General features: G+C 44.6%; 2 protein-coding genes. Both read left to right on the top strand.

The window, feature by feature from the left end:
* Positions 1-43: 43 nt before the first annotated feature.
* Complete coding sequence (locus O0550_RS11440) at positions 44-11,452, top strand: non-ribosomal peptide synthetase (protein ID WP_258426356.1); 11,409 nt, start codon at positions 44-46, stop codon at positions 11,450-11,452.
* A gap of 15 nt (positions 11,453-11,467) precedes the next feature.
* Positions 11,468-19,246 carry an amino acid adenylation domain-containing protein gene (locus tag O0550_RS11435; RefSeq protein ID WP_258426355.1) on the top strand — a complete coding sequence of 2,593 codons (7,779 nt, stop codon included), beginning with the start codon at positions 11,468-11,470 and terminating at the stop codon, positions 19,244-19,246.
* The last annotated feature ends 23 nt before the right edge of the window (positions 19,247-19,269 follow it).

Below are 19,269 nucleotides of genomic sequence, written 5' to 3'. Positions count from 1 at the left end.
AAAAACATTGCATGCGGAGAATAAAGAGGTGATCTAAACGAAAATGAATAATCTCTTGAAATACGTCATCGAGCAGTCAACGATAGGTAGCATTGAAAAACAGACGGCTATTGAGCTGTTGAAACGTATCAAGCAGGAAGAAAGTAACGTCACTCATGATGAGATTGCTGTCATTGGCATTTCCGTGAAGGCTCCCTTGGCAGAAAATCAAGATATGTTTTGGCAAACGATTGCAAACGGAATCGATTGTATCGGTCCGTTCCCCAAATCGAGGAGAAACGATGCAGAGGCGTTTGTCCGGCATGCAGGGATGCAGGGTGGCGAGTATTTGGAGGCGGCTTATTTAGATCGAGTGGACACCTTAGATTACTCATTTTTCGGTATCTCGCCTAAAGAGGCAAGTGCAATCGATCCTTCTCAGCGTTTGTTCTTGCAAAGTGCATGGGAGGCGATTGAGGACGCTGGTTATGGCGGAAGTAGGATAACAGGCAGTCGTACGGGTGTGTTTGTTGGAATCAATAGTTTTCAGGCTAATCATTATTACCAAATGATCACTGAAATTGATCCTGAACTGGCACAGATGGCAATGGTCGGAAATATTCCGGCCATGATTGCCAGTAGAATTGCGTATTTACTAGATTTTAGAGGGCCTAGTATGGCGATTGACACAGCATGCTCCTCTTCATTGATCGCTGTTCATCAGGCTTGCCAGGCACTACGCAATCAGGAGTGCGATATGGCATTAGCTGGGGCCGTGAAGATTGATCTTTTGCCGCTTAGCTCACTAAGTGTTGACTTAAACATTGACTCTTCAGATAGACGAGCGCGAAGCTTTGACGACAGCTCAGATGGGACTGGATCGGGCGAGGGGATTGTCTCGGTTTTGCTGAAGCCGTTAAAAATGGCGCTGCGTGATGGCGATCATATTTATGCTGTGATCAAAGGTAGTGCCGTCAATCAGGATGGTGCCTCTGTGGGAATTACGGCCCCAAATGTCCTTTCTCAGGAGGATGTGATTCTCCGCGCTTGGAAGCAAGCAAAAATTGAGCCGGAGAGCATTGGATATATCGAAGCACATGGAACAGGCACCAAGCTAGGAGACCCGATCGAAATTGACGGAATAACCAGAGCATTCCGTAGGTTTACAAAGAAAAGTCAGTTTTGTGCGATTGGTTCCTTGAAGACAAACATGGGTCATTTGGACAATGCTGCGGGTATAGCAGGTTTTGTAAAAGCGGTATTGGCATTGTATAACAAAAAGCTACCGCCATCCTTGCATTTTACCACGCCCAATCGAAACATTCCGTTTGAAAACTCACCTGTTTATGTAAACGATATGCTTAGCGATTGGGAGACAAATGGGCAGCCGAGACGGTGCGGCGTTAGCTCGTTTGGGATGAGTGGAACCAATTGTCACATGGTGCTGGAGGAAGCCCCAACTGCTTCAGCCATAGAAACAGCTCTAGAATGGCCTCACCTCTATACATTATCTGCGAAATCTACTGCTGCTTTGGCGGAACTGATTAGGAGGCATCAGAGCTTTAGCCGTACATTAAACGAAAACGAGATGGCTGATGCCTGCTACACTGCCAATACTGGAAGATGGCACCACGAATACAGGATAGCACTGGTATTAAGCCATCCGGGTGAATTTCAGGAGGCCCTTGCTTCACTGGATGCGGATGCTGTCCAAAAGGGAGATATGGCTACTGCCGGGTATGGCTATGCCAAACAGGAAAGTCAAGAGGCAACGCGAAAAGCAGTCGAGTTGCTCGGAAAGCTTTCACAAGCGGATAAATCGGAGCGGGTAGAAATCTATCTACAGCTAGCCCTCCTTTATATGCAAGGAGCTTCCATAGATTGGGATGTGCTTTATTCTAGTGCAGAGTATAAGAAGATTCGCCTACCCGTTTATCCATTTGAACCGAAACGTTGCTGGATTGAGATACCAGAGGTCAAGGATGAAGCTGAGGAACTAAAGGATTCCTTGTTCTATGAAGTAGGCTGGAAGGAAGCGATGGTTGACGAAGCAAGTCAACAGACCATAACTGGTGCGGTTTTGATCTTGAAGGACGAACGGGAATTAGGCAATCAGTTGGCACGACAGCTTCGTGAATTAGGAAATGATGTCATTGAGGTCTCATTTGGAGCATGTTTTGAAAAACGCACAGAACACCAGTTTGTTTTAAGCGCCAAGGAAAAGGATTATCGCTGTTTGCTAGAGGAGCTTGACTCACGTGACATCGGCCATGTCTTCCATATGTTTGGCGTAACGGATCACAAGAGTATACAAGCTTTGTCCGAGCTTGAGCTTGCACAGATGCGTGGCGTTCATAGTTTATTTTCGTTAACAAAACAATTAGTTGCTCATTCTAATGTAGCCAGAAAGCTTGGCATTACAGTAGTCGCCCACAATGTGCATGAGGTGACAGGAGCGGAAAGTACACTCAATCCGGAATATGCAACACTCTTTGGTTTAGCAAAAGTAATCCAGCAAGAGTATCCTCAGTTGGTAAGTACGTGTGTGGATGCTGACGAGATGGTAGGAGTAAAGGACCTTCTGCTTGAAGCGACGAAAGAGCAGACAAGTAAAGTTGTCGCCTATCGTAGAGGAAAACGATATGTAGAAGAGTTTCGCAGAAAGGATCTTTCCGCTTCTGCCGATTGTGATGTGACAGTTCGTGAAAACGGTGTTTACCTGATCACGGGTGGTACCGGCGGCTTAGGGCTTGCGATTGCCAAGTATTTGGCTGGACAGCAAAGTGTGAAGTTGGCTTTGCTCGGTCGTTCTGATTTACCTGAAAAAGATGACTGGGACAGTATGCTTACTCGAAATGATGTTTGCCAAAAAACAATTCGTAAGCTCACAGCTATTCAGGAAATAGAGCGGATGGGTAGCGAGATTTTGTACTATCAGGCGGATGTATCCAAAGAAGCTGATTTGCAATATGTACTAGAAGACCTGCGGACACGTTTTGGGCGAATTGATGGAATCATCCACAGCGCAGGCCTTCCAGGAGACGGATTTATCATCCGCAAAGAACCTGAGGAGTTCTCGGCAGTGTTGGCCCCGAAGGTTCAGGGAACATGGCTGTTAGACAAGCTGACAGAGCAGGATCAGCTAGACTTTTTTGTTCTTTTCTCTTCAGGGACCTCCTTATTCGGCTCCGCGGGGCAGGCTGACTACACGGCTGCGAATGCCTATCTGGATTCTTTTGCGGATTATCGAAGAAAACAAAACAAACCGGTAATCACGATTAATTGGTCTGCTTGGAAGGAAACGGGAATGGCATTTGAGGCTGGTAATGATGAGAACGGGATCTTTGTCCCTCTTTCGACTGCATTGGCTGTTACTGCTTTTCAGAAGGTGATGTCCAAAAAGATCAGTCGTGTATTTATTGGGAAGATTCGGTTCGATCATGTGCTGCTACAGCAACAAGTGCTTCCCTTTGCCTTAGCCGATGAGCTTCAAATCGTAGGTAGTAAAAAAACAGCAGGTAGCGCAGTAGCTGAAGCCGCTGTTGCGATCGAACCTGCCCGCAAACAGGTGAAGCTGGCTGGACGTGCCAACAATTCTTATTCTCAAACCGAACAAAAAACGGCCAATGTATGGGGCGAGGTTCTAGGATATGAGGAGATAGAAGTTACGGCAGGATTCTATGAGATTGGCGGAGATTCTCTTCATGCCATGCGAGTGGTAAATACATTCCAAATGAATTATGGAATCACTGTCGAGATTGGCAAGGTGCTGGAGTGTCAGACGATTGAAGAATTTTCTGCTTATCTAGAAGCAAAGGAAGGCAAAAGTAGTCAAAGCGATAGCTCCCGATCTATTCCTGCCATTTCTAGGGAAGAGTTTTATCCAGCATCGTCCGTGCAAGGACGCATTTTCCTACTCAGCCAATTTGAGGGAGCACAGCTAGCTTATCACATGCCGGCGGCTGTTGAATTGGAGGGGCCCCTTGACAAACAGGCGGTCGCTCAAGCATTTCAGACGATCGTTAACCGGCATGAGGCATTCCGGACCTCTTTTGAAATGAGAGAAAATATCGTTGTACAACGAATTCATGACGAGATGTTGTTCCAGGTAGATTTCTTCCATTCAGATGAGGCAAGCCTATCAGAACAAATCAATCAGTATAGCCAACCCTTTGATCTGAATCGTGCACCGTTATTACGGGTAGGCCTGTTTGAATTGTCTACGGAGCAGCATGTCTTATTTGTGGACATGCACCACATCATATCAGACGGAGAATCAGTTAATCTTATGCTCCGGGAATTCTGTTCACTTTATCAAGGTCAAACGTTGCCTGAACTGCGTGTTCATTACAAGGATTACGCTGCTTGGCAAAAAGGAAACGAGAGCTCTCAAATCAAAAAACAGCACGAAGCGTACTGGCTACAAACGTTTTCTGGAGAAATACCCGTTCTACAATTACCGACGGATTATTCCCGTCCTCCGATCTTGTCCTACGATGGGCAGGTACATGAGTTTTATTTGCCTCCTGATTTAGAGAATGCATTGAAGGAATTGGCCACAAGTCAAGGAGTGTCACTCTATGTCCTACTACTGTCCGCCTATTATGTCTTACTATCTAAATACAGTGGGCAGGAGGATATCGTCATTGGCTCTCCTGTAGCGGGCAGACTGCACAAAGATACGGAAACAATGATAGGGATGTTCGTCAATTCGTTGCCACTGCGAAGTCGTCCACAGGGAGAGAAGCCGTTTAATCAGTTCGTTGCCGAAGTCAGGGACCAAGTGCTCGCGGGATTACAGCATCAGGAGTATCCATTTGAAGAATTGGTGGAACAAGTTAACGTACAGCGTGATATCAGCCGCAATCCATTGTTTGATACGATGTTTATCATGCATACCATTCACACAGAAGAATTACAGCTCCCAGGGATCGCTGTTACGCCTTATCCGATTGATGCTACGAAGGCAAAATATGATATCACAATGATGATTTCTGATCAGGACGATGGTTTGGGTGTAAGCGTAGAATACGCGCTGAAGCTTTTTAAACCGGAAACAATTCACCGAATGGGTACGCATTTTGTGCAAATCCTAAAAAGCATTGTTTCCAACCCGTCCGTGCCAATTTATAGGATTCAAATGCTGACGGAAACAGAAAGACATCTATTGGTAGAGAAGACTCAGTACAAAGGCAATACTAGTAATCACGATGGAATGACCGTTCAACAGTTACTAACGCTTCAGGCGCAAAAAACACCAGATCGAACCGCAGTTGTATGTAATGGTGAAAAAGTATCATACGCAGAATTGCATCAACGCGCGATGAAAGTAGCGGCAATGCTACAGGCAAAGGGCGTCGGGCCAGGAAGTGTCGTTGGTCTAATGACAGATCGTTCGGTGGATATGATCGTCTGCCTGCTGGGTATTTTGCATAGTGGGGGATGCTATCTTCCTCTTGATCCAGCTTTTCCAGCCCAACGAATTCGCTTTATGGTAGAGGACAGCAATGCGACTCTCGTCCTATCACAAGCACCTATTATCGAGCGATTTGAGCTGCCATGCGAAGTTGTTGATAGTAACATGCTGTCTGTTCAATCAGAAACTTACGAGCAAAATGTGGTTTCAAAGGCAAGCGAAGAAGACCTTGCGTATGTAATCTATACATCCGGCTCTACTGGTAATCCAAAAGGGGTCATGATTGAACAGCGTGCATTCGTTCACTTTATACAGGCAATGACAGAAGCGATTCCTTTAGAACAAAACAAAAATATTTTGGCGTTGACAACCATTTCATTTGACATATTTGTTTTGGAGACACTTGTACCGCTAACAAAAGGTCTTCAGGTGGTAATCGCTGATGAACAACAGCAAACAGACCCATTTGCGTTGAGTGAATTAATCATGGAGCAGCAGATAGAATTGTTGCAAATAACACCGTCTCGCATGAGCCTGTTGTTGAGTAACGAGCAATGCAAAGAGGTGCTTTCACAGATTAAAACCATTTTGATCGGCGGAGAATTCTTATCTGAGACGTTGCTTCATCAGATACAAGGTCTGTCTAAAGCTCAGATTTACAATGTGTATGGACCCACGGAAGCGACAGTATGGGCGTCTGTAAGCGATCTGACGACAGCAGATAAGGTGGATATTGGCATACCAATCCCAGGGGTAAGCTATTACGTTGTAGATCGCTACGACCAGCTTGTACCTATCGGTGTTTCTGGGGAGCTGTGTATCGCTGGTTCGGGCTTAGCTAAAGGATACGTGAATCAGCCGGAGCTTACGGCAGAGAGGTTTGTTTCAAATCTGTTTGGTTCAGGAAGCATGTACCGTACGGGAGATTTAGTGAAATGGTTACCGAATGGGCATATAGAGTATCTTGCACGGGTTGACAATCAAATGAAGATTCGTGGATATCGAATAGAACCAAGTGAAATTGAGGCGAAAATTCTAAGCTTCTCCAAGATAAAAGAAGCGGCTGTCATCGACTTCACTGATAACACCGGAGAGAAAAATCTGTGTGCCTATTATGTTCAGGAGCAGCCGTTCGACGTTACGGAACTGCGTGAGTATTTATCACGTCATTTACCAGATTACATGATTCCAGTCTGCTTCATTATTATGGATGCGTTACCGTTGACTATGAATGGAAAGCTTGATCGAAAAGCCCTTCCAAAGCCAACAGCCGATTCATTTACCTCAAGGGAATATACGCCGCCAGCAACCCAATTAGAGGAACAGCTCGTGGAGATTTGGCAAGAGGTGCTTGGCGATACGAAGCTGGGTATAACCGATCATTTCTTTGAAAAAGGAGGCCACTCTCTTAAGGCAGCTCTGATGATAGGACAGGTTCAACAACGCCTTCAGATTAAGGTTCCGATCAGTGTTATTTTCCAAGCACCGACAATACAAGAATTCGCTAAACAGCTTGAAGCTATAGAAACTGGAAACTGCCTGTCTATTCAAAAATCGAATGAAAAGACACATTATCCTGTTACTCCAGCTCAAAGAAGGCTGTATCTTCTTCAGGAATTGGAGGCCGGTAGCATCACCTATAATCTGCCGAGTGCCTATGTTCTCAAAGATAAACTGGATGCAAAGAAATTAGAGCAAGCATTGGTCAAATTGACAGAACGGCACGAGATGCTACGAACATCCTTTGATTTCAGAGATGGTCTACCGATTCAGCGGGTTCATCCAGCTGTGAAAATTCCACTTACAATTGAACTAGTGGAGAAGAATGAATGGAATCAACAAATTCAATCGTTTATTCGCCCGTTTCATTTGTTTAAGGCTCCCCTGATGAGAGTTGGATTGTTCCGTACTAAGTCGGAAGAAGATCTTCTGGTTTTTGACATCCATCACATCATTGCTGATGGCTTGTCACTTCAGATACTCATGCAGGATTTATTCTCTTTGTACCATGAGGAAGAGATGGTGATTCCTGACATTCAGTTCACAGATTTTGCTGTTTGGTATGAAGGCTTTCTGCAATCAGGCGACATGAAAAAACAGGAGGACTATTGGCTGAAGCAATATTCGGATGAAATTCCGATTTTACAGTTGCCTACAGATTACCCGCGGGTGGCAGTGCAGAGCTTTGCAGGTGATCGGATTTCGTTTGAGATTTCCAAGTCCGATCGTCAATTAATTGAAAAGCTGGCCAAGGAAACGGGAACAACAACCTATATGGTGATGCTGGCCATTTATAATATCATGTTAGCCAAATACACAGGAGATGAGCAGATCATCGTAGGAACACCTGTGTCCAGACGACATCATCTAGAACTGCAAAAGGTTATCGGTATGTTTGTGAATACTCTAGCGATAAAAAATGAACCTAGAGGAAATAAAACTTTCTACGATTTTCTGAATGAGGTAAAGGAAAGTGTACTGCAAGCCTATGAAAATCAGGATTATCCGTTCGAAAGCTTAGTAGAGCGGCTACAGATCAATCGAGATCTCAGCAGAAATCCGTTGTTCGACACCATGCTTGTCATGCAGAGCATAGATGATCAACGATTGCAAAAGGGCACGTATGGAGTAACTCCTTATGATTTCGATTTTCAGGTAGCCAAATTTGATATAACGATGTTTGTCTCAGAGTGGAATCAGAATTTGTCTGTCACCATGGAATATTGCACCGCGCTATTCAAACGTGAGTCGGTGGAACGTATGTACATGCATTTCCTAGCTATTTTGCGTGAAGCGACAGAAAAACCACATCAAAAGCTATGTGAAATTGAAATGCTTGCGGGTGAAGAGCTGGACGAAATCATCTACGACTGGAATCAAACGTCTATATCATATCCGAAAAACCAAACAGTAAGCTTTTTGTTTGAGGGTCAGGTAGAGCAGGGGCCAGATCGAGTAGCCTTGGTACATCATGATCAAGAGCTTACGTATCGCGAGCTAAACGACAGAGCGAACCAACTGGCAAGAGTCCTGCAACAAGCTGGTGTAACAAAAGAGGTAGTGGTAGGGATTATGTTAGATCACTCCTTTGAATTGGTTATTTCCATGCTGGCCGTAATGAAAGCGGGGGGAGCATATCTACCTATAGATACGCAATATCCACGAGAGCAAATCAATTATCTATTGGAAGACAGTCAGGCACAGCTCATCATTACCCAAGCCAATTTGGCGAATTTGACCGATTTTTCAGGACGTTTGATTATGGCCGATGACCCGGCACTCTATAAGGGTGACTCATCTAATCCGGAAAAATCGGTGGATTCAGATCATCTCGCCTATCTTATTTACACTTCAGGGACGACTGGGAAACCGAAAGGAACCATGATTACACATCAAGGTCTGACCAATTATATTTGCTGGGCAGAAAAGGTATATCTCGAGGGGGAACAGCTCGATTTTGCCTTGTACTCGTCTCCGGCGTTCGATTTGACCGTTACTTCGATTTATACGCCATTGGTTTCCGGAAACAGAATCGTCATTTATTCAGAAGAGAACAAAGCAACGGTTATCCGCAAGATTGTAGAGGACAATCAGGTGGACATCGTGAAATTGACTCCTTCCCATCTGCATACGCTAGAGGGATTAGACTGCTCACGTTCTAGCATAAAAAAATTAATTGTAGGCGGGGAGGATTTAAAAGCAGAGCTGGCAACGAAAACAGTTCAGCGGTTTAACGGCGGAGTGAAAATCTACAACGAATACGGACCAACCGAAACGGTAGTTGGCTGCATGATTTATGTGTTCAATCAAGAGAGAGATAGCAAAGGCTCTGTCCCAATTGGAGTGCCTGCCGATAACGTACAGATTTACTTACTCGATCCATATCTTCAGCCCGTTCCCGTAGGAAGTATTGGGGAGATGTATATATCGGGAGAAGGAGTAGCACGAGGATACTATAACCGTGCTGACCTGACAGCCGAGCGTTTTCTGTCTAATCCGTATATTCCAGAAGCACGGATGTATAAGACAGGCGATTTGGCACGGCGGTTGCCTGACGGAAATCTCTTATACATCGGTCGAACAGATGGACAAGTCAAAATCAGGGGACACCGTGTAGAACTTGCGGACGTTGAAGCTAAACTGTTGGAACATCCGAATATTTCCGATGCTGTTGTAGTCGTCAGAACAAGTGCTCAGGGACACAATGAGCTTTGCGCCTACTATGTACCTGATTCCGAAGTAGCACCAGCTCAGATCAAACAGCATGTACTGGAAAACGCTACGGATTATTTGGTTCCGGCATACATCGTGCGGATGGACAAGCTGCCGCTTACAGTAAATGGTAAGGTGGATAAACGAAAGCTACCGGAACCGCATACTCATTTATCTTCGGACACAAATTTAGTATTACCTCGCACCGAAAAAGAAGAGATTCTTGCTGATATTTGGAGACAAGTGCTTGGAGTTGAAACGATTGGTGTTCATGATAGCTTTTTTGCTTTGGGAGGAGATTCCATTAAGGCGATTCAGATGAACGCCCGTCTAAAGGAAAGACTGCTTCACCTAGATGTGAAGGATCTCTTTCAACGAAAAACAATTGCAGAATTAGCTCCACTGATTAAACAGAAGAGTGGAAAAAGCGAACAAGGCATCGTCACGGGACATGCTCCGCTGACTCCCATTCAGCACTGGTTCTTTGCTGGTGAACGAAACGATGTTCATCATTATAATCACGCTATCATGTTGTATCGGAAAGAGGGCTTTGATCCGAGGATGGTGGAAGAGGTTCTTACGACGTTACTGCAACATCACGATGCCTTACGTATGGTATTTACTTTCGAGGAGAATCGGGTAATCCCGTATAACCGTGGCATGGAGGAGGAGCTCTTTACGTTTCAGGTTGTTGATCTTGCTGATGATCCTGACTTTGTTCAAAAAGTTGAGGAGCATGCGAATAGATTGCAAGGCAGTATTGAGCTGCAAACAGGTCCTTTGGTTAAAGTAGGTTTGTTTAAAAGTGTGGACGGTGATCATTTGTTGCTCGTCATTCATCACTTAGTTGTAGACGGGGTTTCCTGGAGAATTATTTTGGAGGATTTCGCCAAAGCGTATCAACAGATACAACAGGGAGAGGAAATTAAGCTTCCAAAGAAAACAGATTCCTTTAAGCAATGGGCGGAGCAGATTACAGCCTATAACAAAAACCAAAGGCTGAAAAAAGAGTATGCGTATTGGAGAAAAACGGTACAGACGCCTGTTTCCTCGCTTCCCGTAGATGCGGTCGTTCACCAGAACAAAATAATAGACACCAAGACGCAGTCCTTTACGCTTGATCCTGAAAAAACAGACCAGCTACTGCGTCACATTCATCAGGCCTATAACACGCAGGTAAATGATGTGCTTCTTGCGGCGCTTGGTCTGGCTATCAAAGAGTGGTCCGGACTGGACAAAATTCTGCTTGACCTAGAGGGTCATGGTAGAGAAGATATTCTGCCTGAGCTAGATATTTCCAGAACAGTAGGCTGGTTTACCAGCATATATCCGGTGCTTCTTTCAACAGAGCGGGCAGAGGATTTGGAATATCAGATCAAATTTGCTAAGCAGAGTTTGCGTCAAATTCCAAAAAACGGGATTGGCTATGGAATTCTTAGATATGGATCAGAGGATAACGAGGACAAGTCACTTAACTACACTGCGCCAATCAGCTTTAACTACCTGGGACAATTCGATCAGGACATGCCTGAGCATCTTGTACAAATCTCACCTCATTACACAGGAGAAGCGATCAGCAAAGAATATATCAGAAAGCATTCACTCGAATTTATCGGCATGGTGGAGCGAGGTCAGTTTACTCTCTCGCTTACGTACAACAGCAAGGAATATAAAGAGGAGACGATATTGCAGTTTCTGACCAGCTTGAACAAGAATGTGCTAAGCATCATCGAGCATTGTATGAAAAAAGAGGAAACAACTGTCACTCCATCAGATTTGGGCTATTCAAAAATGTCGATCGAAGGTCTTTCCAAGCTGCAAAACTTGCTCTCAAGAAAACTGTAAATTCGGAGGTTTCAGATGAATGAGAACATAGAGATTACCAAGCTTGCCCCTCTTGCTCCTATGCAAGAGGGAATGCTCCTACACTATTTAATGGATCGGGATTCAGAAGCGTATGTTGAGCAGATGACAATGACAGTAGTAGGCGAACTAGATGTCGCCCTATTTGCTGCAAGTATGGAAAAACTGGTTGAACGTTATGATATTTTACGTACCATCTTTATATACGAGGAAGTGGAGGAACCTTTGCAGGTCGTTTTGCAACAACGACCTGCTGAGGTAATCCATAAGAATTTGTCTCAGATGCCTGAGACAGAGCAAATCGCCTACATAGAGGCATGGAAAAAACAAGACCGCGACAGAAAATTTGACCTTTCCAAAGATGTGCTTATGCGGGTTGTTATTCTGACAAATGCTCCACAAGCTCATACGATTATATGGAGCTTTCATCATATCCTGATGGATGGCTGGTGCGTTGGGATTCTTTTTCGCGATTTTGCCCGCATTTATCTTGCCCTGCGTGATGGACATCCTTTACCAGATGACACACCTCCTGCTTATACAGATTACATTCAGTGGCTTCAGGAACAAGATCAACAGCAGGCCGCGACTTTTTGGAGTGAATACCTAGATGATTACGAGCATCAAGCTATCCTGCCTGTCTATCGCAGTGATTCAGAAGGGAAGAAACGAGAAAGTAACGAAAAGTCTTACACCATTCCTACGGCAAAGCTACAGGAGCTTGCCAACCATCTACAGGTGACACTGAACACGGTATTTAGTACGGCGTGGGGACTGCTATTACAAAGAATGAATAATGTGGATGACGTTGTATTTGGAACGGTTGTATCGGGGCGTCCAGCCGAGGTGTCGGGCATCGAAGATATGGTGGGCTTGTTTATCAATACAATTCCAAAACGGATCAAGTCAGAAGGGAATCAGTCAATTGCAGAGCTCCTACACGAAGTCCAACGATCGACTCTGGAAAGTGAGCCTCACAGTTATCTCGCGCTGAGTGAGATTCAGAAGAAATCTGAATTGAAAAAAGATTTATTTTCACATATCTTCGTCTTCGAAAACTACCCAGCAGATCAAGCTATCGCACAGGCAGGGGAAGAGACGAAGCTCGGTTTTTCCATTAAAGACGTTGAAATCTCTGAACAGACAGAATTTGATTTCATGGCAGTTGTAATTCCTGATGAGATGGCGACATTAAAATTGCAATACAATGCCCATGTCTATCAGGAGGAGACCGTAGATCAGCTTGCTACCTACTTCTTGCGCATCCTGCAACAAATCGCAGACAATCCGAATGCAGTGGTGGATGGAATCGAGTTACTTTCGCAAACAGAGAGAGACAGGCTGTTAACCGAATTCAACCGTACACAAGCAGGCTATCCTTCAACAAAAACAATCCACGGGCTATTCGAGGAGCAAGTAGCTAGGCATCCAGAGCGAATCGCTGTAGTAAGTGGTGAACAAACAATAACCTACCGTGAACTAAACGAGCGAGCTAATCAGGTTGCACGTTTGTTGCGAAGCAGGGGTGTGGTTTCTGAAAGTATAGTAGGGATTATGCTGGATCGATCCATTGATATGGTGGTAAGCATTATGGCTGTGTTAAAAGCCGGGGGTGCGTACTTACCCATTAATCCAGAGTATCCTCAGGAAAGAATTACATATTTGCTCATGGACAGCAAGCCGGAAGTGATCATTACTCATCCTGCTCTTGCGGGAGCACTCTCGGATTCCTGGCAACTGGTTACTATTTCCGATGAGGCAATAGAACATTATGATACCTCCAATTTGAATGAATTTGACAGCCCAGAGCAGCTTGCTTACATCATTTATACATCGGGTTCAACAGGGGAGCCAAAAGGCGTAATGATCGAACATAAAAATGTCGTTCGCCTTTTGCATAACGATCGGAACCTATTTGAATTTGACCATAATGATGTGTGGGCTTTATTCCATTCGTTTAGCTTTGACTTCGCCGTGTGGGAAATGTACGGGGCATTACTTTATGGAGGTAAGCTAGTTCTGGTATCCCAAGAAGCTGTGCGCGATCCAGAAAAATGTAGCCACTTCCTTCAGTCAGAAAAGGTAACCGTCCTCAACCAGACGCCTTCTGCATTTGCTAACCTCATTCAGTTTGTTTGCAAGAATCAGGTGAAAGGACTGGATGCACTTCGCTACGTAATTTTCGGCGGGGAAGCACTGAAACCGCAAATGCTAACAAGCTGGCATGAGATGTATCCAGACGTCAAATTAGTTAACATGTACGGAATTACAGAAACCACGGTGCACGTTACCTACAAGGAAATTCAAAGGGAAGAAATGAAACGAAATGCAAGTAACATCGGTAAACCGATCCCTACGCTTACAGCTTACGTGATGGATCAAAAGCAACGGTTGGTCCCAATCGGTGTGCCCGGAGAATTGTACGTGGGAGGCGAGGGTGTTGCACGTGGCTATTTGAATAAGCCAGAGTTGACCGCGAGCAGATTTGTACCGAATCCGTATAAGCCTGAGGAACGTTTATACCGCTCTGGAGATTTAGTCCGGCTTCTACCTTCAGGTGATATGGAGTATCTCGGACGAATGGACTTGCAGGTCAAAATTCGTGGACATCGGATCGAACTTGGTGAAGTTGAAAACATGTTACTAAAACACCCTGCTGTGACAGATGTTGTCGTGTTGGCGATACAAGATTGCCATGCACAAAACCAGTTGCATGCCTTCTTCACCGCTCAGCAAAGAGTAACAACAGCTCAGTTACGCGAGCACATCAGCCAAAAGCTTCCTGAATATATGATGCCAGCTCGTTTTGTACAAATCGAAAAAATTCCCGTAACCGTAAATGGGAAGGTGAATCGAAACGCGTTATTGCAGATCGATTGGGAGCTGGAGAGCGATGTTCAGATTATTTCTCCTGAAAATGAGACGGAGGAAAAGCTGGAGAACATCTGGCAACAGGTGCTTGATCTGGAGAATCAGCGAATTGGTGTAACTCAGGACTTTTTTGCACTCGGAGGAGATTCCATCAAGGTGCTTCGGTTGTTAACAGCGGTAAATAGCCAACTGGAAACGGCAGTAAGCGTACAGGATCTGTATAAGTTCCCTACTATTCGAAAACAGTCCGAATTGATTCGTCAAAACGGGACACCTGCTTGGAGTGATCAATGGAATACGGCCAAAGCCAAGCTTATGGAATGGCAGACTGAAATAGTGGACAAACTTCCATTGGCTGAGAAATTACCGGAGGATTTTGAAAGCATCTGCCCGATGAGTGATATCCAATTTGGAATGCTATACGCCTCAGGAAAAAATGCTGAAAAGGCAGTCTATCATGATCAAATGCTGTATCCGTTTAAAGATGGAGAATTTAATCTCGACCTGCTTCAAAAAGCTGTTTCGTTACTTGTGAAAAAACATTCGATTTTACGGACCACCTTTAACCTACAGGATTTTCCTGAGCCGATTCAAATCGTTCACAAGCGAGAAGCGTTCCATCTTGATTTGCAACATATGGACATAACGAATGAGTACGATCAAGAAACGGCTATCAATCATTATTTGTCTGAAGATCGAAAGGTACCTTTCGCTTTAGACAAACCATTGTGGAAGTTGAGAATTTTTACGGTAAGCAACGAAGAGCATGTACTGTGCATGATTTTCCACCATGCGATTTTGGATGGTTGGAGTGTAGCATCCTTTATCACAGAGCTCTCTAATACCTATACGAAGCTAAGAGTGGATGACAGCTATCTTCCTGAATGGCTACCGCATGACTACGAGGCATTTATTCTAGATCAGATGATTGTCAAAAACAGTCCAGAAGTACGTGATTATTGGCAAAATGAACTAAACGATATGCAGCTTTTCCGTTTTCCAAAAAAAATGAACACAGATGAAACAAATCGTATGCATCAGCTCATCCATCCACTTGATCCTGATTTGGTAACGCGTTTGGAGCGTATTGCTGCGGCGAATCAGACCAATCTGAAAACGGTCTGCTTTACAGCCTATAGCATGATGCTTCACATGCTATCCTACGAGAATGACATTGCGGTGGGCTTGGTAGAGCACAATCGACCACAGTGTGAGAAGGCGGACCAAATCCTTGGTTGTTTCTTAAATACTGTACCAGTAAGAGTCAAGCTAAAGACACAGATGACATGGATAGACTTACTTAGACAGATGAATCAAAAAATGATCGATCTGAAGCTGTATGGACGTCTCCCATTGTTTGAGATTACGAAAATGGCCGCAGATGTAGATGCTGGTAGTGAATTTTTTGAATCTACCTTTAGCTATATAGATTTCCATGTTTTTAATCAGTTGGAGGGCAAGGATCAAATCGCGCTGAAGGAGAAAGAATGGCAATTGGAGGAGCACATTGTCGATCATCGTGTGTTTGAGTTTTATATCCGCCGACAATCAGAAATTCAGATAGCCTACAGTGAAGCAGTGTTAGATAGCGTAGATGTGCAACGCCTGCTAGATTATTATCTTCGCATCCTGCAACTGATCGCCGACGAACCAAATGCCGTCATCACTAAGGAACAAATTCTTGCCGACAAGGAAAAGCATCTGTTGCTTCGTACTTGGAATCAAAATAAAGCGGACTATCCGACTGATGTAGTGATGCACCGAATGTTCGAAAAAATGGTGGGTGAACATTCTGAGCGTAGCGCAGTTGTTTTTCAAGGGAGCGAGCTTACTTACAAGCAACTCAATGAAAAAGCAAATCAAGTTGCGCGGAATCTACGCGAACGCGGGATGCAGACCAATGATCTGGTTGCAGTCATGACAGAGCCTTCCATAGAAATGATTATTGCCATGCTAGCTGTACTAAAAGCGGGAGGAGCTTACTTGCCCATTTCCCACACATTTGCAGAGGAAAGGGTTCGCTACATGCTGGAGGACAGTGGAGCTAAAATTTTGCTTACGCTATCTTCCACCAAACAACCTTCTCTCAGCGAATACGAGACGATCCTGTTGGATGATCCCCATTTATATCATGGGGATGCCACAAACTTGCCGGATACAGCTAAACCTGAGGATCTCGCTTATATCATCTATACCTCTGGCTCGACAGGTAAACCAAAAGGGGTCATGGTGGAACATCGAAACGTCACAAATTTTGTCATGAGTTTACATGATATTGTGCACAACGCCTACGATCGTTGCTTGCGAATAGCGCAGATAGCTCCGTTTATCTTCGACATGTCTGTAAAGCCGATCTACGGTGCGTTGTTGCTTGGTCATACCTTGTACATCGTGCCGGAGCATATTCGCGTAGACGGGGAGGGACTGCTTCGTTTTTACAGAGAGAACCAGATTGATATGGCTGATGGTACACCAACTCATCTGTCGATGCTGCTGAATGCCGTGTCTGAAATGGAACATAAGCTTACGGTTAAGCACTTTGTTGTCGGCGGAGAGCCGTTACGAGAAAGTGTTGTCAAAGGGCTGTATACCAAATTCGCGGGCGAATCCTTTGCAATTACGAATGTATACGGACCCACGGAGTGCACCGTCGACTCTACCTACTACCATGTAAATCCGGATCACTTGAATGAAAGGACATCCGTACCGATTGGGGCTCCACTTGCAAATCAGCAGATTTACATTCTTGATCAGAACGCGAATCTTCTTCCGCCTGAGGTAACAGGAGAAATCTTTATCGCAGGAGCGGGTGTTGCTAGAGGATATCTCAACAGGCCAGAACTGACTAACGAGCGGTTTGTTGCAAATCCGTTTATCCGAGGAGAGAAAATGTACCGTACAGGAGATACGGGACGCTGGCTACCTGGCGGTGTTATTGAATATGTAGGTCGGATTGACAATCAGGTAAAAATCAGGGGACATCGGATTGAAATCGGTGAAATCGAGGCATATCTGCAACAGCATGAAGAGATTGACCAAGTAGTCGTCATAGCACGAGAAGATGGCGAAGGGCACCAATATTTGTGCGCCTATATCGTGTCCGATCGTACATGGAACACAAATGAGCTAGTCGATTATTTGTCGCTCTCATTACCTGTGTACATGATTCCTTCCCATTTCGTATCTCTAGACAAGATTCCGGTCACAGTGAATGGAAAAATTGATTTCAAAGCGTTACCTGAACCGAATGGACAGGACGAACAGCTAGGGGTTTTTGAAGAACCAACAACTGAAACAGAATTAATAGTAGCAGATATTTGGAAAAGTCTATTGAAAATCGAGAAAATCGGAGTGAATGATCCATTTTTTAGCATAGGCGGCAATTCCCTAAGCGCAATCATGCTGTTGGCACGGATTCACAAGAAATTCCAAAAGGTGATTCCGCTCGATATCTTCTTCCAGAATGACAGCATCGGTAAGCTAGCGAAGCTGATTATAGGAGCGGAGGAAGAGAGCTATAAAGTTATTGAGCCAGTTGCAAAACAGGAGCACTATCCTACATCAGAGACTCAGAAAATGATGTATTTGCTACGGGAAATAGAGGGAGCAGAGACTGCCTATAACATGCCAAGCGTGTTAAAAATCGAAGGACATTTGAATAAAGAGCTCTTTGCTACAGCTTTGCAAAAGCTTGTAGATCGCCATGAATCCCTGCGAACCTCTTTCGAATATGTAAATGGCGAACTCGTTCAACGCATCGCAGACATAGTAGAGCTAGATGTCACCTATTCAGAAATGGAAGAGGAGCAAGCAAGCGAAGCGGCGCAGTTGTTTATTCGTCCATTTGATCTTGCGCAGGCCCCGCTTGCTCGGGCAGGTCTAATTCAGATCGCACCGAATGTTCATCTGTTCCTGTTTGATATGCATCACATCATTTCTGATGGACTGTCAATTAGTATCATCCTGCGTGATTTCATGCAACTATATCATGGTGCAGAGTTGCCGGGGTTGCCTGTTCAGTACAAGGATTTTACCGTTTGGCAAAACAAGATGCTACAAACTGAGGCTGTAAAAAAGCAAGAGACATACTGGTTGAGCAAGTTTGAGGGTGAAATTCCTATTTTGAACATTCCGTCGGATTACCCAAGGCCGCCTATCCAGTCTTTTGCCGGGGCGCAGATTGTCTTTCATGCAGATGAGCAGGTGTGGAGTGCCTTCCGCACTATTACAGAGAAGTCGAACTCAACCATGTTTATGACTTTATTGGCAGCTTATCACATCCTGCTCTCCAAACTTGCCGGTCAATCAGATATTAGCGTGGGTACATCTGTCGCCGGAAGACCCCATACTGACTTAGAACATGTAGTAGGTTCGTTTATCAATACCCTAGTGTTGCGTCAAAAAGTGGATGATTCTCAGACATTCATGGCCTTTTTAGAAGAGGTAAGGAAAAATGTTCTGGAGGCATTCGATAATCAGGATTATCAATTCCAAAGTCTAGTCGATAAGATATACCCTGAGCTTGATCTGAGCCGTAATCCTTTGTTTGACACAATGTTTACCCTGAACAATTTTGAAACTCCTCAGCTACAGTTGGACGGACTTACGATCTCGGTGTATCCGGTTGATCAGCCTGTAGCCAAATTCGATCTATCAATGATTGCGGAAGAAAGACCAGATGGATTGGAATTCTCCTTAGTGTATGCTACTAAGCTGTACGCTACGGATACCGCGAAGCGCATTGCGGCGAGCTTTGTTCATCTGTTGCGCCAAATAGCGGAAAATGAACGGATAACAATAGCCGATCTTACCCTGCCAACACAAGCAGAATGGGAAGAAATTGTTGGTCAATGGCAAGAAAGTTCAAAAAAGATTACTTCCTTCTATCATCATTCACCTGTGTAATGGATCGATAAAAGGGGCAGCCG

Source organism: Brevibacillus halotolerans (assembly GCF_026891775.1).
Lineage (GTDB): Bacteria > Bacillota > Bacilli > Brevibacillales > Brevibacillaceae > Brevibacillus_B > Brevibacillus_B halotolerans.
This window is presented reverse-complemented; position numbering and strand designations above follow the sequence as displayed.